At 72.3% G+C, this 19,305-nt stretch carries 16 protein-coding genes; 11 read left to right on the plus strand and 5 right to left on the minus strand.

All coding sequences use genetic code 11. The features are described 5' to 3' along the window. Positions 1–89: 89 nt before the first annotated feature. Positions 90–1,499, minus strand: coding sequence for a DNA repair protein RadA (gene radA / locus ACZ5PB_RS41620; RefSeq protein ID WP_468698771.1), 1,410 nt, complete (start codon positions 1,497–1,499; stop codon positions 90–92). Between the two features lie 275 nt (positions 1,500–1,774). On the opposite strand from radA, the gene ACZ5PB_RS41625 reads away from it, so the two are divergent. Then, positions 1,775–3,652, plus strand: a complete 1,878-nt coding sequence (locus ACZ5PB_RS41625; protein ID WP_468698772.1) for a BACON domain-containing protein — start codon at positions 1,775–1,777, stop codon at positions 3,650–3,652. A gap of 186 nt (positions 3,653–3,838) precedes the next feature. On the opposite strand, the gene ACZ5PB_RS41630 is transcribed toward ACZ5PB_RS41625, so the two are convergent. Continuing rightward, positions 3,839–4,690, minus strand: coding sequence for a DUF3109 family protein (locus ACZ5PB_RS41630; protein ID WP_468698774.1), 852 nt, complete (start codon positions 4,688–4,690; stop codon positions 3,839–3,841). Between the two features lie 54 nt (positions 4,691–4,744). Here ACZ5PB_RS41630 and ACZ5PB_RS41635 point away from each other — a divergent pair, with 54 nt between their 5' ends. The 4 genes from ACZ5PB_RS41635 (at position 4,745) to ilvD (ending at position 9,600) form a co-directional block, all read left to right on the plus strand. Next, entirely contained in the window at positions 4,745–5,677 is a 933-nt protein-coding gene (locus ACZ5PB_RS41635) for a Ppx/GppA family phosphatase (RefSeq protein ID WP_468698775.1), read from the plus strand. Between the two features lie 108 nt (positions 5,678–5,785). Then, positions 5,786–6,631 (plus strand): sugar phosphate isomerase/epimerase family protein, encoded by an 846-nt coding sequence (locus ACZ5PB_RS41640; RefSeq protein WP_468698789.1) that lies wholly within the window; start codon positions 5,786–5,788, stop codon positions 6,629–6,631. 4 nt (positions 6,632–6,635) lie between these two features. Continuing rightward, positions 6,636–7,268, plus strand: a complete 633-nt coding sequence (locus ACZ5PB_RS41645; protein WP_468698777.1) for a TetR/AcrR family transcriptional regulator — start codon at positions 6,636–6,638, stop codon at positions 7,266–7,268. 481 nt (positions 7,269–7,749) lie between these two features. After that, on the plus strand, positions 7,750–9,600 hold the full coding sequence (ilvD, locus tag ACZ5PB_RS41650) for a dihydroxy-acid dehydratase (RefSeq protein ID WP_468698778.1): 1,851 nt from the start codon (positions 7,750–7,752) through the stop codon (positions 9,598–9,600). 85 nt (positions 9,601–9,685) lie between these two features. On the opposite strand, the gene ACZ5PB_RS41655 is transcribed toward ilvD, so the two are convergent. Continuing rightward, complete coding sequence (locus ACZ5PB_RS41655; protein ID WP_468698779.1) at positions 9,686–11,923, minus strand: protein kinase domain-containing protein; 2,238 nt, start codon at positions 11,921–11,923, stop codon at positions 9,686–9,688. Positions 11,924–12,090: 167 nt separating this feature from the next. On the opposite strand from ACZ5PB_RS41655, the gene ACZ5PB_RS41660 reads away from it, so the two are divergent. The 3 genes from ACZ5PB_RS41660 to ACZ5PB_RS41670 all read left to right on the plus strand — a co-directional run bounded on the left by ACZ5PB_RS41660 (position 12,091) and on the right by ACZ5PB_RS41670 (position 14,298). Next, a complete protein-coding gene (locus ACZ5PB_RS41660; RefSeq protein WP_468698780.1) occupies positions 12,091–12,600 on the plus strand; it encodes a hypothetical protein in 510 nt (169 codons plus the stop codon). A 100-nt stretch (positions 12,601–12,700) separates the two neighbouring features. After that, positions 12,701–13,501, plus strand: a complete 801-nt coding sequence (locus ACZ5PB_RS41665; protein ID WP_468698790.1) for an ABC transporter ATP-binding protein — start codon at positions 12,701–12,703, stop codon at positions 13,499–13,501. A 59-nt stretch (positions 13,502–13,560) separates the two neighbouring features. Continuing rightward, on the plus strand, positions 13,561–14,298 hold the full coding sequence (locus ACZ5PB_RS41670) for an ABC transporter permease (protein WP_468698781.1): 738 nt from the start codon (positions 13,561–13,563) through the stop codon (positions 14,296–14,298). Positions 14,299–14,319: 21 nt separating this feature from the next. Here the strand turns inward: ACZ5PB_RS41670 and ACZ5PB_RS41675 are convergent, their stop codons facing one another. After that, the gene (locus tag ACZ5PB_RS41675) at positions 14,320–15,303 is read right to left on the minus strand and encodes a L,D-transpeptidase (RefSeq protein WP_468698782.1); all 984 of its coding nucleotides are present in this window, start codon (positions 15,301–15,303) and stop codon (positions 14,320–14,322) included. Positions 15,304–15,437: 134 nt separating this feature from the next. On the opposite strand from ACZ5PB_RS41675, the gene ACZ5PB_RS41680 reads away from it, so the two are divergent. The 3 genes from ACZ5PB_RS41680 to proC all read left to right on the plus strand — a co-directional run bounded on the left by ACZ5PB_RS41680 (position 15,438) and on the right by proC (position 17,536). Next, the gene (locus ACZ5PB_RS41680; RefSeq protein WP_468698783.1) at positions 15,438–15,944 is read left to right on the plus strand and encodes a SigE family RNA polymerase sigma factor; all 507 of its coding nucleotides are present in this window, start codon (positions 15,438–15,440) and stop codon (positions 15,942–15,944) included. After that, positions 15,937–16,599 carry a L,D-transpeptidase gene (locus ACZ5PB_RS41685; RefSeq protein ID WP_468698784.1) on the plus strand — a complete coding sequence of 221 codons (663 nt, stop codon included), beginning with the start codon at positions 15,937–15,939 and terminating at the stop codon, positions 16,597–16,599. The genes ACZ5PB_RS41680 and ACZ5PB_RS41685 overlap by 8 nt, the downstream gene beginning before the upstream one ends. Before the next feature lie 97 nt (positions 16,600–16,696). Continuing rightward, on the plus strand, positions 16,697–17,536 hold the full coding sequence (proC, locus tag ACZ5PB_RS41690) for a pyrroline-5-carboxylate reductase (RefSeq protein ID WP_468698785.1): 840 nt from the start codon (positions 16,697–16,699) through the stop codon (positions 17,534–17,536). Between the two features lie 206 nt (positions 17,537–17,742). Here the strand turns inward: proC and trpS are convergent, their stop codons facing one another. Continuing rightward, complete coding sequence (gene trpS, locus ACZ5PB_RS41695; protein ID WP_468698786.1) at positions 17,743–18,765, minus strand: tryptophan--tRNA ligase; 1,023 nt, start codon at positions 18,763–18,765, stop codon at positions 17,743–17,745. Positions 18,766–19,305: the final 540 nt, after the last annotated feature.

Below are 19,305 nucleotides of genomic sequence, written 5' to 3' on the forward strand. Positions count from 1 at the left end.
TCACGGGGGTCACGGGTCGGGGCCGCCCCTGCCCGGGGCGGTCAACTTCGCCTCGCGTACGCGGTGGACAGGCGAGACCAGGGCAAAGTCTACCGGCGCTCCTCCTCGCTCCGTGGGGCCTGTGCGCGAGACCGGCGCGGAAGGACGCTCAGGGCGGCTCCCATGTCGGCCACCTCGATCACCTTCATTCCCGCAGGAACACGGCCTGGATCGCCCGGGACCAGCGCATGAGTGAAGCCGAGCCGGTGCGCCTCGGCCAGTCTTCGTTGTACGCCCGTTACCCGGCGGACCTCTCCCGCGAGTCCCACTTCGCCGATCGCGACCAGGTTCTTGGGCAGCGGGGTGTCGCTGGCGGCCGAGGCGAGGGCCAGGGCGACGGCGAGGTCGGAGGCGGGTTCGGAGAGCTTCACGCCGCCGACCGTGGCGCAGTAGATGTCACGCTTGCCCAGGGCGCTGATCCGGCCGCGCTGTTCGAGGACGGCCAGCATCATCGAGACGCGGGAGGTCTCCAGGCCGGAGGTGGTGCGTCGGGGGGAGGGGATCTGGGAGTCGACGGTGAGGGCCTGGACCTCGGCGACCAGCGGGCGGCGGCCCTCCAGGGTGACCGTCAGACAGGTGCCGGGGACGGCCACGTCGCGGCGGGTGAGGAAGAGGCCCGACGGGTCGGTGAGGCCGGTGATGCCCTCGTCGTGCAGCTCGAAGCAGCCGACCTCGTCCGTCGCGCCGTAGCGGTTCTTGACGCCCCGGACCAGCCGGAGGCGGGCGTGCCGGTCGCCCTCGAAGGAGAGGACCACGTCGACGAGGTGCTCCAGCAGGCGGGGGCCCGCGATGTTGCCGTCCTTGGTGACGTGGCCGACCAGCAGGGTCGACATGCCGCGCTCCTTGGAGGCCCGGATGAGGGCGCCCGCGACCTCCCTGACCTGGGCCATTCCACCGGGCGCGCCGTCGATCTCCGGGGAGGCGACGGTCTGTACGGAGTCCATGATCAGCAGGGACGGCTTGACCGCGTCGAGGTGGCCGAGGACGGCGGAGAGGTCGGTCTCGGCGGCCAGGTAGAGGTGGTCGTTGAGGGCGTGGATGCGGTCGGCGCGCAGCCGGACCTGGCTCGCCGACTCCTCGCCCGTCACGTACAGGGTGCGGTGCTCCTCGCTGGCCGCCTTGGAGGCGACGTCCAGGAGGAGGGTGGACTTGCCGACGCCCGGTTCGCCGGCGAGCAGGACGACGGCGCCCGGGACCAGACCGCCGCCCAGGACGCGGTCGAGCTCGTCCACGCCGGTGGAGCGGGCGGTGGCGGTGCGGCCGTCGACCTGGCCGATGGGCAAGGCCGAGGTGGTGACCCGGCCCGCGGCGGTGGTGCGGACGGCGGGCGCGCCGTACTCCTCGACCGTCCCCCAGGCCTGGCACTCGGGGCAACGGCCGAGCCACTTGGCGGTCGTCCAACCGCATTCGGTGCAGCGGTAGGACGGCCGGTCCTTCGCGGATTTCGTACGGGCAGCCATGTCGTCACCGTACAGACGGGGTCTGACAGTGGTGCCGGGGCCGTACCCGGAGGGGCGGGGCCGTGGCCCGGCAAGGGGCGGGGACGTGCCCGGCGGGGCGCGCGGACGTGCGCCGGGCGTCGTCGCGGTGCGTGAGGGCATAGGCCACCGGTAAGGGCCAAAAGGGTGCGGAATGAGGGATTCCTGACCTCTTTCGAGGGATGTGTTCACCCGTACGGATTAAATGGGCGCCGGGAGAGCCAGGGGGCGGGTGTGGCGCGCCTACGGTCGGCCGGGTGACGACCAGCAGGCGGGAGCATCCCACGCACACCAGCGGAAGCACCGGCACCACCGGCCAGAGCGCCGGAATCGGTGCCACCGGAGCGCGCCGTGCACACCGGCGTGCGCCCCGCACGCTCGCCCAGCGCCCCCCGACCCGCTACGAGCCGTACCTGGACGGGCTGTTCACCTACGCGCTCTCCGTGCTGCGCGACCACGACGTGGCGACCGCGGTGCTCGGTGACGTACTGGCCCTCGCCGAGCGCAGTCACGGCCGCAGCCCCTCCGACGAAGCGGAACGCAAGGCCTGGCTCTACGCACTGGCCCGCTGGGGCTGTCTGCGCCGCCTCGCCGAGGACAAGCGCCGCCGCCGGGCCTCCCACGGCGGCCTCCCGGTGCACCGCCCGCCCTCCGCCATCCCGGAACCGGAACTTCCGGTCGAGGAGAGCGTGGCCCGCTCGCGGCATGCCGACCTCGCCCGGCTCGCCTGGCCCGAGGCGGCCGGCACCACCCCCGAACAGCGCGAGGCCCTCGAACTGGCGGTACGGCACGGCCTCTGCGCCCGCCAGGTCGCCTCCGTCCTCGGACTCGACCGGACGGCGGCCCGCGAACTGCTCGCCGCGGCGGCCTGCGAGGTGGAGCGCACCCGGGCCGCGCTGATCGTCGTGGAGACCGGCACCTGCCCGACCGTCACCCGGCTCACCGGCGACAGCCAGGTCCTGCTCAGTACGGCGCTGCGCGGCGAGCTCGTACGGCACGTCGACGACTGCCCGCTGTGCCGGCGGGCCGCCGAGCGCGCGGGCGCGGCCGGACCCTGGCCCGGAACGGGGGCTTCCGCCGGTCGGCTGCCACTGGTCGAGGCGCCCAGGGCGGCGGCGTACGTGGCGATGCTGCACGCTCCGCGCGTGCCCAGGGGCGGCACTCCGCGCTTCGACCGCACCGGATTTCCGCTGGACCCGAAGGACCGGGCGGCGCGCCGCGAGCGGCTGCGGACGCGGGCGGTGACGACGACGGTGGTGGCCACGGTGGTCGCGGCACCGGTGCTCGCGCTGTGGGCCGCCTACCGGGGAGCGCCCGTGACGGGGGAGGGGCACCGGGGCGCCTCGGTCACCGCGCGCGAGGACGACGGGGTGCCGGGGCGGGAGGGCGAACCGTACGACGGCTCCAGCGGCGGTTACGAGAACGCGGGGAGCGCGCGCAGCAGTTCCGGGGCGCAGGGTGACGGGGTCTCGGTCAAGGTACTGATCCCCGGACGGACTTCGCAGGGCGCGGGGGCGGGGGCGAGCGCGCTGAGTGTGCGTGCGGAGCCTTCGGGCGGGACGACGGTCGTGCGGCTCACGGCGTCGGGGGCCGGGGCCGTGCGGTGGTCGATGTGGTCGAACGCGCCGTGGCTGCACCTGAGCCGGAGTGCGGGGACGCTGGCGGCGGGGGAGTCGGTCACGGTGTACATCACCGTGGACCGGGGGCGGGAGCCGGTCGGGGCGTGGACGGCGCGGTTGGGGGTGTCGCCTTCGGGGGCGGTGATGGCGGTTTCGGGGCGGGGGTCGGGCTCCGGGGCGGGGTCGGATTCCGGGGCTGGGGGCGGGTCTGGGTCCGGGAGCGGGTCTGGGTCCGGGGGTGGGCATGGGGGTGAGCCCGGGTCGGGGGGTACGCCCGGGGAGACTCCGGGGCCGACTCCTACGCGGCCCACGGAGCCGCCTGTGACGGAGCCGCCTTCTTCTCCGCCGCCGACTACGCAGCCGCCGACCGGTCCGCCTACTTCGCCGCCTGGGACGGAGCCGCCTACTGGTCCGCCGCCGACTACGGAGCCGCCTAGCAGTCCGGCGCCTTCGACGGATCCGCCTGGTTCGCCGCCGGCGGGGACCACTTCGCCGTCGGAGCCCTCGCCCACGTAGGGCGGGGGTGGGGTGCGGGGCCATGGCGGAGGTGGGGCGGGGTCGGGAGGTGCGACTCCGTCGGGGGCCGCCCCCTTGCCCGCCCGTTCCGCCCCCGGGGGGCGGCCCCGCCGCCCAAGGAGGCGGGCGGCGTAGGGGCCCCGCCGCCCAAGGGGGCTCGGCACGCGGCCCCGCCGCCCAAGGGGGCTAGGGGGTGGGGTCGGCCGGGTGGGGGGCTAGTAGGGGGAGTTGGGTGGCGAGGCGGGCTTCGCAGAGTTCGGCGAGGCGGGCGTAGCCGCCGGCGCCCATCAGTTCCGTCAGCTCCGGGCGGTAGGAGACGTAGACCGGGTCGCCCGCGCCGTGCGCGGAGGTCGCGGAGGTGCACCACCAGTGCAGGTCGTGGCCGCCCGGACCCCAGCCCCGCCGGTCGTACTCGCCGATCGTGACCTGGAGGATCTTCGTGTCGTCCGGACGCTCGATCCACTCGTAGGTGCGGCGCACCGGCAGCTGCCAGCAGACGTCCGGCTTGGTTTCGAGCGGCTCCTTGCCCTCGCGCAGCGCGAGGATGTGGAGCGAGCAGCCGGCCCCGCCGGCGAAACCGGGGCGGTTCTGGAAGATGCAGGAACCCTCCCAGCGGCGCGTCTGCCGGTCGCCGTCCTCGTCCGTCTGCACCCAGCCGCCGTTCGGACCCTTGACGCCCTTGGACGTCTGCGCGACGTCGTGGAACTGCCAGATGTCCGGCGTCAGCCGTGCCACGTGCCCGGCGACCCGCTGCTCGTCGTCCTCGTCGGAGAAGTGCGCCCCCAGCGTGCAGCAGCCGTCGTCCGCGCGCCCCAGTTTGATGCCCTGGCAGCCGCTGCCGAAGATGCACGTCCACTTCGAGGTCAGCCAGGTCAGGTCACAGCGGAAGACCTGCTCCGCATCCTCCGGATCGGGGAACTCCACCCACGCCCGGGCGAAATCAAGCCCCTGCTCGTCGTCCCGCGCTCCACTCGCCGCCGTGTCCGGCTTCTGCTGCTTCGCGGCTTTTCCCGGCTTCGCCTTTTTCGTCTTTGGCACGGGGCAAGGGTAGGCGCAGCAGCGGGCCCGGCGCGCCGCAGTAGCGTTCCGTCCATGAGACTCGGAGTCCTCGACGTCGGTTCGAACACGGTGCACCTGCTGGTGGTGGACGCCCATCGCGGCGCCCGCCCGCTCCCCGCGCACTCCTACAAGGCGGAACTCCGCCTCGCGGAGCTGCTCGACGAGGACGGCGCGATCAGCCCAGAAGGCATAGACCGGCTGGTCAGCACCGTCGGCGAGGCGATGCAGGCGGCCGAGGACAAGGGCTGCGAGGACGTGCTGCCGTTCGCCACCTCGGCCGTACGGGAGGCCACCAACGCCGATCTCGTACTGACCCGGGTGCGCGAGGAGACGGGCGCCGACCTCCAGGTCCTGTCCGGCGAGGACGAGGCGCGGCTGACCTTCCTGGCGGCCCGCCGCTGGTTCGGCTGGTCGGCGGGCAAGCTGCTGCTCCTCGACATCGGCGGCGGCTCGCTGGAGATCGCGTACGGCATCGACGAGGACCCGGACGCCGCCGTCAGCCTCCCGCTCGGCGCGGGCCGGCTGACCGCGGGCCGGCTGCCGGGGGACCCGCCCGACCCTCAGGACGTACGGGCGCTACGACGCCACGTACGCGCGCAAATCGCTCGTACGGTCGGAGAGTTCGCCCGTTTCGGCAAGCCCGACCACGTCGTCGCCACGTCCAAGACGTTCCGGCAGCTGGCCAGGATCGCGGGGGCGGCGCGCTCGGCCGACGGGCTGTACGTACAGCGGGAACTGAGCCGTTCCTCGCTGGAGGAATGGGTGCCGAAGCTGGCCGCGATGACCGCCGAGCAGCGCGCGCACCTCCCCGGGGTCTCGGTGGACCGGGCCCCGCAGCTGCTCGCGGGGGCGCTGGTGGCGGAGGGTGCGATGGACCTCTTCGGCGTGCAGACGCTGGAGATCTGCCCGTGGGCGCTGCGCGAGGGCGTCATCCTGCGGCGGCTGGACCACCTGCCGTCGTCGTGACGGGGCCGTGCGGCTTGTCCTGCGTCGTGACGGGGCCGTGCGGCTTGTCCTGACCCCTCGGCTCCCCGCGCCGAGGAGGGGGACCGTACGCTGTCCCTCGTGGCAGAAGTGGCGAAACCAGCGGTACGCATCCCGGATGCGAAGGTCGCGCTGTCCACGGCCTCCGTCTATCCGGAGTCGACGGCGACGGCCTTCGAGATCGCCGCACGCCTCGGCTACGACGGCGTCGAGGTCATGGTGTGGACGGACCCCGTCAGCCAGGACATCGAGGCGCTGCGCAGACTCTCCGACCACCACGGCGTCCCCGTCCTCGCGGTGCACGCCCCCTGTCTGCTGATCACGCAGCGGGTGTGGTCGACCGACCCGTGGGTCAAGCTCCGGCGCGCGCAGGCGGCGGCCGAGAAGCTCGGCGCGTCCACGGTCGTGGTCCACCCGCCGTTCCGCTGGCAGCGCGGGTACGCCCGTGACTTCGTCTCCGGCATCTGGCGGATGGCGGACGAGACGGACGTGAGGTTCGCCGTCGAGAACATGTACCCGTGGCGGTACAAGGACCGCGAGATGCTGGCGTACGCCCCCGAGTGGGACGTCACCAAGGACGACTACCGGCACTTCACCGTCGACCTCTCGCACACCGCGACCGCCCGCACGGACGCCATGGCCATGATCGACCGCATGGGCGACCGCCTCGGCCACATCCACCTCGCGGACGGCAACGGCTCGGCCAAGGACGAACACCTGGTCCCCGGCCGGGGTACGCAGCCGTGCGCGGAGCTGCTGGAACGGCTGGCCACCTCCGGCTTCGACGGGCACGTCGTCGTCGAGGTCAACACCCGCCGGGCCATGTCGTCCGCCGAACGGGAAGCCGATCTGGCGGAGGCACTGGCCTTCACCCGGCTCCACCTGGCATCGGCGTCGCGCCCCGCGGCGGGCCCGGCGCGCGTGCCGGGCACCTGACACGATGACGCGGCCCTCGTCCGGCAGCCCCGGCCCCGCCCCGCGCCGCCGCGGTCGGCCGCCCCGTACCGCACAGGACGCGGCAGGGCCCGCCACCCGGGACCGGATCCTCCTCGCGGCCCGGGGCGAGTTCGCCGAACGCGGCTACGACAAGACGTCCATGCGCGGCATCGCACGGGCCGCCGGTGTCGACGCGGCGCTCGTGCACCACTACTTCGGCACCAAGGACGAGGTCTTCGCCGCCTCCATCGAGATGTCCTTCGAGCCAGCACTGATCCTCCCGCGCCTCCTGGAGGGCCCGCCCGACCAGCTCGGCGAGCGCCTGGCCAGGGTCTTCCTCGGCGTCTGGGAGGACGAGACCACCCGTGCCCCGCTGCTCGCGGTGGTCCGCTCGGCACTGACGCACGAGGGCGCGGCGAAGGTGCTGCGCGGCTTCGTGCTGCGGCACCTGCTGACCCGTATCGCGGCCGAACTCTCCGTCCCGGACCCGACGCTCCGCGCGGAGCTGGCGGCGTCGCAGATGATCGGGGTGGCGATCCTGCGGTACGTGATCCAGGCGGAGCCGTTGGCGTCGGTGGAGGTGGAGCGAGTGGTGGAACTGGTGGGCCCGGTCCTGCAGAGCTACTTGACGCAATAGCCCCCGCCCCAGCCAAGCGGTGTCGCGCCTGCGGCGGGCCGTGGGACGCCCCTCCCCGCCCCTTCCCGCGGTGCTGGATCTACGGCTGGCGCCGCGTGGTGCTGGGAGCGTTGTGCGGTGTCGCGCCTGCGGCGGGCGATGCCCCTCCCCGCCCCTTCCCTAGACCGCTGGCCGCGGGGCCAGGGGTTCGGATGTGCGGGCCGGTGGTGGGTTGCTCGCGCAGTTCCCCGCGCCCCCAAACAACCACTCGTGCCCAGCGCCGCGCAGTTCCCGGCGCCCGTCGGCGACGAGTACTTCAGGGGCGCGGGGAACTGCGCGGCCAGCCACGTCCACAACCGCACATGACCACCTGCCGTGGCCGGGCCCGCCACCTGCCCCCGCCCCACCACCCGTCCCGCTCTCCGGACAACCTGTCCAAAACCTGGACCCAAGGCGTACGCTCGACGGCAGTCGTACTCGTACACACAGGGAAGTGAACCCGATGCCCGACCTGAGGTCCCGCACCGTCACCCACGGCCGCAACATGGCAGGCGCCCGCGCGCTCATGCGCGCCTCCGGTGTAGCGAGCGAGGACATCGGCAAGCCGATCATCGCGGTCGCCAACTCCTTCACCGAGTTCGTCCCCGGCCACACCCACCTCGCGCCCGTCGGCCGCATCGTCTCCGAGGCGATCCTGGCCGCCGGTGCCGTCCCCCGCGAGTTCAACACCATCGCCGTGGACGACGGCATCGCCATGGGGCACGGCGGGATGCTGTACTCCCTGCCCTCCCGTGACCTCATCGCGGACAGCGTCGAGTACATGGTGGAAGCCCACTGCGCCGACGCCCTCATCTGCATCTCCAACTGCGACAAGATCACCCCCGGCATGCTGATGGCGGCCCTCCGCCTCAACATCCCGACCATCTTCGTCTCCGGCGGCCCGATGGAGGCCGGCAAGGCCACCCTCGTCGACGGCACCGTCCGCACCCTCGACCTGGTCGACGCGATCTCGGACGCCGTCAACGAGAACATCTCCGACGAGGACATCCTCCGCATCGAGGAGAACGCCTGTCCCACCTGCGGCTCCTGCTCCGGCATGTTCACCGCCAACTCGATGAACTGCCTCGCCGAGGCCATCGGCCTGGCCCTGCCCGGCAACGGCTCGACCCTCGCCACCCACACCGCCCGCCGCGCCCTCTACGAGAACGCCGGCCGCACCATCGTCGAGATCACCAAGCGCCACTACGAGCAGGACGACGCGACCGTCCTCCCGCGCGCCATCGCCACCCGCGCCGCGTTCGAGAACGCCATGGCCCTCGACATCGCCATGGGCGGTTCCACCAACACGATCCTGCACCTGCTGGCCGCCGCCCAGGAGGCCGAGGTCGACTTCGGCCTCGACGAGATGAACGAGATCTCGCGCCGCGTCCCCTGCCTCGCCAAGGTCGCCCCGAACGTCGGCAAGTACCGCACGTACTACATGGAGGACGTGCACCGGGCCGGCGGCATCCCCTCCATCCTCGGCGAGCTCTACCGCGGCGGACTGCTGAACGAGGACGTGCACGCCGTCCACTCCCCGTCCCTCGCGGACTGGATCAAGACCTGGGACGTCCGGGGCGGCTCCCCGTCCCCCGAGTCCGTCGAGCTGTGGCACGCGGCCCCCGGCTGCAAGCGCTCCGCGACCGCCTTCTCGCAGTCCGAGCGCTGGGACACCCTCGACACGGACGCCGTCGAGGGCTGCATCCGCTCCGTCGAGCACGCCTACTCCGAGGACGGCGGCCTGGCCGTCCTCAAGGGCAACCTCGCCCCCGACGGCTGTGTCGTGAAGACGGCGGGCGTCGACGAGTCCATCTGGACCTTCGAGGGCCCGGCCGTCGTCTGCGACTCGCAGGAACAGGCCGTCGACAAGATCCTCCGCAAGGAGATCGTGCCGGGCGACGTCGTCGTCATCCGTTACGAGGGTCCCAAGGGCGGACCCGGCATGCAGGAGATGCTCTACCCGACCTCCTTCCTCAAGGGCCGGGGCCTGGGCAAGGTCTGCGCGCTGGTCACCGACGGCCGGTTCTCCGGCGGTACGTCGGGCCTGTCCATCGGCCACGCCTCCCCCGAGGCGGCGTCCGGCGGCCCCATCGCACTCGTCGAGGACGGCGACCGCATCCGCATCGACATCCCCAACCGCACCATCGAACTCCTGGTGAGCGACGAGGAGATGGCGGAGCGCAGCGAGGCACTCGGCGGCGTCTACGCCCCGAAGAACCGCGAGCGCAAGGTCTCCCAGGCGCTGCGCGCGTACGCAGCGATGGCGACCAGCGCGGACAAGGGCGCGGTGCGCGACGTGACGAAGCTGGGCTGAGCCCGGCCGGGGCGGGCGGGCGGGTGGGCGGGCGGGCCGAACCGGACCGGGCCGAACCGGGTCGAACCGGACCGGACCGCCGGGTTCAGCCCGTTCGCCCCGGTACCTCCGGCGCCACCCCGAACACCGTCCCGTCCATCCGCGTGACCGCCAGCGCGGCCCCCGTGCGTACCGCCATCACCGGCTCCGAACCCTCCACCGGCGTGCCGCCCTGGGCCGCGGACCTCCACAGCTCCTTGCCCGTACGCAGATCCAGGGCCAGCACACGTCCGTCGGCGGCGGGCACGTACAGCAGACCTCCCGCGCGGTCGGTCTGCGGCAGGCCCAGGTTCGGAACCCCGGATTCCGTGCGCCACAGCGGCTTTCCGTCCGGTACGGAGACGGCGCTGACGATCCCGGTCGGCGCCACGAAGCAGAGGGTGCCGCCGAAGAGCTGCGGCACCCCGGCCGGGGCTGCGCCGAGCCGTACCGTCTCGGCGCGACGGGCGCCGGCCGGGTCCCGCAGCTGGAGGGCCGTGAAGTCGCCCTCCCCGTTGGCGTGCCGGGCCGTCGAGTCCGGGTCGGTCCGCCGCCACTGCGCGAACACCACCCGGCCGCCGGCCTCGCCGACCAGCTCGTACCCCGCGCCGTACGTGGCGATCCGGGTCTGCTTGCCGGTGGCGGCGTCGTACCGGACGTAGGTGACGCGGTCAGGATCGTCGCCCCGGTCGTCGCCGCACATGCCGTACAACTGCCCCTGCACGGTGATCGGGTTGCAGCGCAGCCCGCGCGGATCGGCCGAGGACCAGCGCTCCTCGCCGGAGACGAGGTCGCGTGCCACCAGGGCGCCGCCCTTCAGGTCGGGGCCCACCGCGAGACGGTCCAGGACCGCCCCGCTCCGGTACGTGTCGGGCGAGGCCGGCCGCTCCCAGAGGCGGCGGCCGTCGGCGGCGGCGAGGGACACCAGCCGGGCGGAACCGTCGCTCTCCACCTCGCTGACGAGGACGGCGTCGGGGGTGGCGCCGAGCGGGGCGGAGTTGTTGACGGTGCCGTCGGTCGGGCCGCTCCGGCGGATCTTCGCCTGCCACAGGAGGCGGCCGGTGGCCTGGTCGAGTCGTACGGCACGAAGGTCGTAGCCACCGCAGTAGGTGGCGGGACCGGCCGTCAGGCAGCGGACGTTGCGGGGCCCGCCGCCGCTCTTGTCGGAGGCGGGGCCCTCCAGGGGGATCTCGGCCTTCCAGGGGCGCCAGCCGGCGGGGAGCTGGTCGGGGGAGGTGCCGGGGGCGGTGGACCCGGTACCTCCGGAACCCGTACCTCCGGAACTCTTTCCGTCCGAGCGGGAACTCCCGTCGCCCCACTTGGCGTTGAAGTAGAGGGCGCCCGTTCCGAGCACCAGGACGGTGGCGACCGCGGCGACGACCGTCCGACGCCGGTTCCGCTTCCGGGGCTGTGTCCGGGACGTCGGGGCGGGGGCGGTCTGCGCACGCATCGGCTCTGTCGACCCCGTCGGTCCCGCCGGCCCTGTCACTCCCGTCGCTCCCGTCGGCATGCCGAGGAACAGCCGTTCCAGCGCGTCCAGCCCCGGCCGCTCCTCCGGCGCCTTCGCCAGGCACCGGTCGAGGATCCCCCGCAGGGGCTCGGGGACCTCGTCCAGCTCCGGGGGAGCGTGGACCACCTGGTACGCCGTCATGTAGGGACTGTCCGCGTCGAAGGGCCCGCGCCCCACCGCCGCGAACACCAGCAGCGCCGCCAGCGAGAACACGTCCGACGGCGGCCCGATGGTGCGCGGGCTGCTGAGCTGCTCCGGCGACATGAAGGGCGGGGTGCCCATCACGTGCCCGGTGGCGGTCAGCGTCTGGTGGTCGGCCGCCCGCGAGATCCCGAAGTCGATCACCCGGGGCCCGTCGGCGGCCATCAGTACGTTGGCGGGCTTGAGGTCCCGGTGGATGACCCCGGCCCGGTGGATGTCCCGCAACGCCTCGACCAGACCGAGCGCCAGCTGCCGCAGCTCGGCCCCGGACAGCGGCCCGCTCATCTGGAGCTGCTCGGAGAGGGTGGGCCCGGGGACGTACTGCGTCGCCATCCACGGCCGCTCCGCCTCCGGATCGGCGTCCACCACCGGAGCCGTGAACGCCCCGCTCACCCGCCTGGCCGCCGCCACTTCCTGCCGGAAGCGGATGCGGAAGGTCGGGTCCGAGGCGTACTGCTCGTGCACCAGCTTGACGGCGACCTCACGTCCCGAGGGCGACCTGCCGAGGAACACGGTCCCCATGCCCCCGGTGCCGAGCCGGTCCACGATCCGATGGCCACCGATCGACCCGGGGTCCCCCGAGGACAACGTCACGGTCCAACTCCGTCCCCCGTAAGTACCGTTGGTCCCACAGAGTAATCAACGGGATCAACCCCCACCCCGGCACCTCCTCCCGACCCCGCCACCTCCTCCTTCCCTCCCCACCGCGCACACGGCCGCGCACCCCGCGCCGTACCCCCGCAACGGGGATAATCGACCCCGTGAGCGAGAACCCCCAGAACACCGATGCCGCCCCCGCCGGCCCCCAGCCGGAGCCCATCCGCTTCTTCGGCACCTCCTGGCTGAACCACACCGACAACTACGCGCTGCGCCGCGCGGGCGTGGCGGTCGGCTCGATCGCCGCGGCGGTCGCGGGCTGCTTCGTGCTCCGTTTCGCGTACCAGGGCCTCCAGATCGCGGACGTCGGCGGTTTCGTCGGCACTCTCGTCATCGTGATGTTCGCGGTGTGCAGCGCCATCGCGTTCCGCAAGACCTGGGAGGGCTTCACCACCCGCGCCACCGACCCGGCGCGCGAGCAGTCCCTGCGCAGCCTGAAGACGATCGGCTTCGTGGGCGGACTCCTCGCGTACTTCGTCCGCTCGCTGACGGAGGCCCCGGGGGAGAAGCTGCGCCGCACGGAGTACGAGACGGCCCTGACCCAGTACGAACGCCGCCGGGGCACCCGTACGGGCAACCCGGCCGCCCGCAAGAAGAAGCCCAAGCGCAAGTAGGCAGGTGCGAGCGGGCGCGAGGGCGATCGCCGTGGAGCCGGGCAACCATCCCCGCCCTTGACGGCCCCACCCACCCGGAGGATTATTCATCATGCGATGAATAAAGCCGGGAGGTACTCATGCCCGCCACTTCCGAACCCGCCCCACCCGCGCCCGTAACCCCCGCCGCGCCCCCGCCCTCGAAGCCCGCTCCCTCACCGTCGTCCGAGGCACCCGCACCGTCCTGAGAGGCCTCGACTTCACCGTCCCGGCAGGCAGGATCACCGGCCTCCTCGGCCCCTCAGGCTGCGGAAAATCGACGCTGATGCGCGCCGTCGTCGGTACGCAGGCCAAGGTCACCGGCACCCTCACGGTCCTCGGTCGCCCCGCGGGCGACCCCGCCCTGCGCGCCCGTACGGGATACGTCACCCAGGCACCGTCGGTCTTCAACGACCTGACCGTCCGCCAGAACCTCGACTACTTCGCCGCGATCCTCGACCCCGGCCGCACCGCCGCCGAACGCCGCCGCGTCACGGTCGCCCGCGCCCTCGCCGACGTCGACCTCACCACCCACGCCGACGCCCTCGCCGGCAACCTCTCCGGCGGCCAGCGCAGCCGCGCGTCCCTGGCCGTGGCACTCCTCGGCACCCCGGAACTCCTGGTCCTGGACGAACCCACCGTCGGCCTGGACCCGGTACTCCGCCGGGACCTCTGGGACCTCTTCCACTCCCTGGCCACCGACCGGGGCACCACGCTCCTGGTCTCCTCCCACGTGATGGACGAGGCCGAACGCTGCGACCGCCTGCTCCTCCTCCGCGAAGGCACCCTCCTGGCCGAGGACACCCCGGAAGCCCTCCGCACCCGCACGGCCACCGCCACGGTGGAAGCCGCCTTCCTCCACCTGGTCGACCGAGCCTCCTGATCCGAGCCTCCTGACCCGAGCGTCCTGATCCGATCCCCCTTCACCCCCGAAGGACCCCCATGTCCCTCACCCGCACCCTCGCCACCACCGCCCGGGTCCTGCGCCAACTCCGGCACGATCCCCGCTCGATCGCCCTGATGGTCTTCGTCCCCACGGTCCTGATCACGATCCTCCGTTTCGTCTTCGACGCGAACGACCGCACCTTCGACGCCATCGGAGCCTCCCTCCTCGGCATCTTCCCGCTGATCACGATGTTCCTGATCACCTCGATCGCCACCCTCCGCGAACGCACCGGCGGCACCCTCGAACGCCTCCTCGCGATGCCCCTCGGCAAGGCCGACCTGATCGCGGGCTACGCGCTCGCCTTCGCGGTACTGGCCCTGGTCCAGTCGGCCCTCGCCACCGGACTCTCGGTCTGGCTGCTCGGCCTGGACGTGACGGGCAGCCCCTGGCTCCTGCTCCTGGTGGCGGTCCTGGACGCACTCCTCGGCACCGCGCTCGGCCTCTTCGTGTCGGCCTTCGCGTCCTCGGAGTTCCAGGCGGTCCAGTTCCTGCCGCTGGTGATCTTCCCGCAGCTGCTGCTCTGCGGACTGTTCACGCCGCGAGCGGCCATGCACCCGGTGCTGGAGGCGATCTCGACCGCGCTCCCCATGTCGTACGCGGTCGACGCCATGAACGAGATCCGCACCCACACCGAGCTCACCGCCACGTTCCTCCGCGACACGACGATCGTCGCGGCCGTGGCCCTCCTCGTCCTCCTCCTGGGCGCGGCGACGCTCCGCCGCCGCACCCCCTAGGAGACCCGGCAGACCGCCCCCTCACCGCAGCGCGCTCCCCGCCTTCCACTCCTCCCACCCCAGGTTCCAGTCCCCGTACCCGTTGCCCACCGCGACCGTCTCCGTCGAATTGACCACCTTGACCACGTCCCCGACCATGACCTCCCGGTAGAAGTCCGCGGCCGTCCCGTCCGAGGCGAGCCCTATGCAGCCGTGCGAGATGTTCCGCCGCCCGACCACCCCGTTCGCGGCCGGGTTCTGGTGCAGATACGTACCGGAAGCCGTCAGGTGGACCGCGTAGTAGTACCAGTCCGAGTACGAGTCCCCGTATCCGACGGTCCTGCTGTCCATGAACACCCGCTGCTGCTTGTCGGAGACGACCATCGTCCCGTTCCAGGTGTCCATCCCCCTGGCGCCCGCCGTGACCGGAATCCGCCGGGTCCGCCCGTCCTTCACCACCGTCATCTGGTGGCTCTTCACATCGACGGTCGCCACCAGCGACCGCCCGACCGTGAAGTGCCGGGTCACCCGCGACCCCACCGCAACCGTGACCCGGGTCCCCGGCTTCCAGTACGTACGAGGCCGGAAGTCGACCCGCTGCCCCGCATGCAGGTTCCGGTCCTTGACCCAGCTCCACGCCCCCTCGGCACCCGGATTCGCGGACACCCTCAACTGCCGCTCCACCGCCGCCCGTTCACCCGCCGGAACCGGCTTCTTGAACGTCACCGACACCGGAAGCCCCACCCCCGCCGTCATCCCGTCGACGATGTTCACCCGGAACGCGCCGTCCCGCAGCGCCGCCGGTACGGGCGCGACGGTCGCCGAAGGAGCCGGCCGCACCGCCCCCGAAGCACCCGCCGAAGGCGACGCGCCCCCGGCCCCGGCCACCGACCCGGCCCCGCCCAACTCGGCGTCCGCCGCCCCGGCAACCGCCGCCCCGCCACCGGAACACCCGGCAGCCCCCAACGCCAGCCCGAGCAGCAGGGCAAGGGCGCCCGCCCGGAAGGAGCGATCGCGACGCATCATGGAAATCCCCCAGTTTCGTACGTACGAAGACCGCAGACGTGCGGCCCGCGCGGCCCGTCTCTCCGGCACCGCGCCTTCTGTACGCACCGGGGGCCCGCCGGGTTGCACCCGGCCCTGGGGTAAATTTCCCGGCCATGACGGAGGAGGAGTTCGACGCCTTCTACGCGGCCTCCTTTCCCCGCCTGGTGGGTCAGCTGTACGCGTTGACGGGCGACCACGGCGAGGCGCAGGACGTCGTACAGGAGGCGTTCGTACGGGCCTGGGACCGGCGCGCCTCCTTCCTGGCCGACGGCGCCCCCGAAGCCTGGATCCGTACCGTCGCCATGCGCCTCGCGGTCAGCCGCTGGCGCCGCACCCGCAAGTGGCTCGACCTGGTCCGCCGCAACCCGCCCCCGCACAGCGTCCCCGGCCCCAGCCCCGAACACACGCTGCTGGTCGAGGCCCTGCGCACCCTCCCCGAACCCCAGCGCCAGGCGATCGTCCTGCACCACCTCTGCGACCTGAGCGTCGACCAGATCGCCGCCGAAACCGGCACCCCGACCGGCACGATCAAGGCCCGCCTGTCCCGGGGCCGAGCCGCGCTGGCTCTCCTGCTGTCCCCGGAAGAGTCCCCGGAAGAAAGGGAGGACGCCCGTGCCTGACCCGAATTCCGACGCCCCGGACCACCTCGCCACCGCCCTGCGCGACCTCGCCGAAACGGGCGCGACCGCCGCGTCCCCCACCGGCGGCGCCCAGGCCCGCCACCTCGCCGAACGCCGCCGCCGACGCCGCCGGGCCACGGCAGCGGGCGCCGCCACGACCCTGGTCGCAGCCCTCGCCCTCCTTCTCGTCCCCTCCCTCTTGACCCCTCAGGACCCACCCGCCCCACCGGCCGCGACCGCACCCCCCGCCCCCGTACCCACGGCAACCCCGGTGGCAACGGTCGACCTGGCCCAAAAGCAGCTGACCGTACGCGAGAACGACACCCGCAAGGCCCGCACGATCCCGATCACCTCCGGCAAGAAGGCCACCCCGACCCGCACCGGCCGCTACACGGTGAAGTCCCTCTCGCCCAAGCGCACCCTCCCGGGCCTGGTGATCGGCCAGTCCGACAGCGACTACGTGTACGCAGCACAGTGGGTCGTCGAACTCACCGGCCCCGCGGGCCACACCACGTACGCCTTCGCCTTCCCCACCGAGTCCAAGGCGTTCTTCGGCCACATCGACGCGACCGACGGCACCCTCGGCCTGTCCCTCCCCGACGCGCAGTGGTTCTACCGCCAACTCCACCCGGGCGACACCCTCGACATCCGCTGACCCGGAAGGCCCCTGAAGCCCCTGTAGCCCCCCAACCCCCGGTGCGAAGATGTCCGTGCACCACACCCCAGCTCCACCGGTACGGAGGGCAATCCAGATGACCGACAACGCCGCAGCCGCACACACCAAGCCCAGCACGGTCGCCGTCCTCGGCACCGGCAAGATCGGCGAGGCCCTCCTCAGCGGAATGATCCGGGGCGGCCGCCGCCCCGGCGACCTCCTGGTCACCGCCCGCCGTTCCGAACGCGCCGAAGAACTCCGCACCCGCTACGGCGTCGAACCCGTCACCAACGCCGAGGCCGCCAAGCGCGCCGACACCCTGATCCTCACGGTCAAGCCCCAGGACATGGGCAAGCTCCTCGAAGAGCTCGCCCCCCACCTGCCAGCCGACCGCCTGGTCATCAGCGGCGCCGCCGGCATCCCGACCTCCTTCTTCGAGGAACGCCTCGCCCCCGGCACCCCGGTCGTCCGCGTCATGACGAACACCCCGGCCCTCGTCGACGAGGCCATGTCCGTCATCTCCGCCGGCAGCCACGCCAACGCAGGCCACCTCGCCCACACCGAGGAGATCTTCTCGGGCGTCGGCAAGACCCTCCGCGTCCCCGAGTCCCAACAGGACGCCGCCACCGCCCTCTCCGGCTCGGGCCCCGCCTACTTCTACTTCCTCGTCGAAGCCATGACCGACGCCGGCATCCTCCTCGGCCTGCCCCGCAACCAGGCCCACGACCTGATCGTCCAGGCCGCCATCGGCGCCGCGGTCATGCTCCGCGACAGCGGCGAACACCCGGTGAAGCTCCGCGAAGCAGTCACCAGCCCCGCCGGCACCACCATCAACGCCATCGTCGAACTCGAAAAGCACGGCGTCCGAGCCGCCCTCATCGCCGCCCTCGAAGCCGCCCGAGACCGCAGCCAAGCCCTAGCCTCCGGCACCCCCTAACCCCCGCCAAGCCCCCTCGGGCGGCGGAGACGCCGCTACGCCCCCGCCCCCTTGCGCGGCAAAGCCGCTACGCCCTAGCCCCCTTGGGCGGCGGGGCCGCCCCCCGGGGGCGGAACGGGCGGGCAAGGGGGCGGCCCCCGGCGGAGCCGCACCCCTCACCCCCGCCCCACCTCCGCCATGGCCTCCACCCCGCCCACCCCCACCCCTCACCCCTTAGGCATCAACCCAACCGCCCGATACGCCGAATCCACCACCGGCCGAGCCATCCCCCTCGCCCTCTCCGCCCCCTCCCGCAAAACCCCCTCCACATACCCCCCATCCGCCGCCAACTCCGCATGCCTCTCCCGCACCGGCCGCAACATCTCCACCACCGCCTCCGCCACATCCCTCTTCAACGCCCCATAACTCGAATACCCCCGAGCCAACTCCCCAGGACCACTCCCACTCCGGCTCCCACCCCCACAAGCCGCCAGCATCTCCAGCAGATTCGCCACCCCCGGCCGCCCCACAGGGTCGTACTCCACCCCGCTCCCACTGCTCCCGCTGTCGGTCACCGCCCGCATGACCTTCTTCCGCACGACGTCCGGCTCATCGAGCACGAACACCACCCCACCGGTCCCCGCCGTCGTCTTCCCCATCTTGGAAGCCGGGTCCTGAAGATCCATGACCCGAGCCGCCACCTCCGGCTTCACGGCCCGTGGCACCACGAAGGTCTGCCCGTACCGCTGGTTGAACCGCACCGCCAGATCCCGCGTCAGCTCCACGTGCTGCGTCTGGTCATCCCCCACCGGAACCTCACCGGCCCCGTACGCCAGAATGTCCGCCGCCATCAGCACGGGATACGTCAGCAACGACAGCCGCACGCTCTCCCCGGCCGCCCGCGCCCGCATCCCCTTCTCCCGGTACTGGATCATCCGACGCATCTCCCCGTCGGTGGCCGTGCATTCCAGTACGTAGGACAGCCGCGCGTGCTCATCGACATGGCTCTGCACGAACAAGGTGCACACCGCCGGATCGAGCCCCGCCGCCAGCAACAACGTCGCCACCTGCCGGCTGAGCCGCAGCACCCGCCCCGGATCGTGCTCCACGGTCAGCGCATGCAGGTCCACCACACAGAACAGTGCTTCACCGCGGTGCTGATCGACCTCGGCCCACCGCTGCACTGCCCCCAGGTAGTTCCCCAAGGTCATGTGTCCGGTCGGCTTGATCCCACTGAAGACGCGCGTCATCTCTCTTCTCCTCCTGGTCGAGGCCGCCACCACCGGCGACCGACCTCCCGGAGGGAGATACGCGAACGGCCGCCGAAGCGGCGGCCGTGGATGCATACGTGAGCGCGGCCGCCGTCAGGCGGCCCACCAGCTGAGGGTGCACGTACGCGTAGTCATGGACCCACCGTAGCCCCCAGGCCCGGGGTTGACACGCGATTAACAGATACGTAATGTTCTCCGAGCTGTCCGACTGTGAGCCCTGACCTTCCGGTCGGCCCCCGGACAGCCATTCCGCACCAACCACTAGAGCAAGCGACTCAGCGTCGCATTGTTCTGCGTGCGCTTTTGCGAAATGAGGAATCCGCGTTCGAAAGGACGGCCCCCGATTGGCATCGGGGCCCAGGAATCCGCTAATGTCTCACTCGTCGGAACGGCCCAACAGCCGGAAAGACAAACCCCGCTGACTGGGAGTCAGGCCCGAAAGGATCTGATAGAGTCGGAACCGCCGGAAAGGGAAAGCGCGAAAGCGAAGAACCTGGAAAGCACCGAGGAAATCGGCAC

Source organism: Streptomyces sp. NPDC032721, from assembly GCF_055579625.1.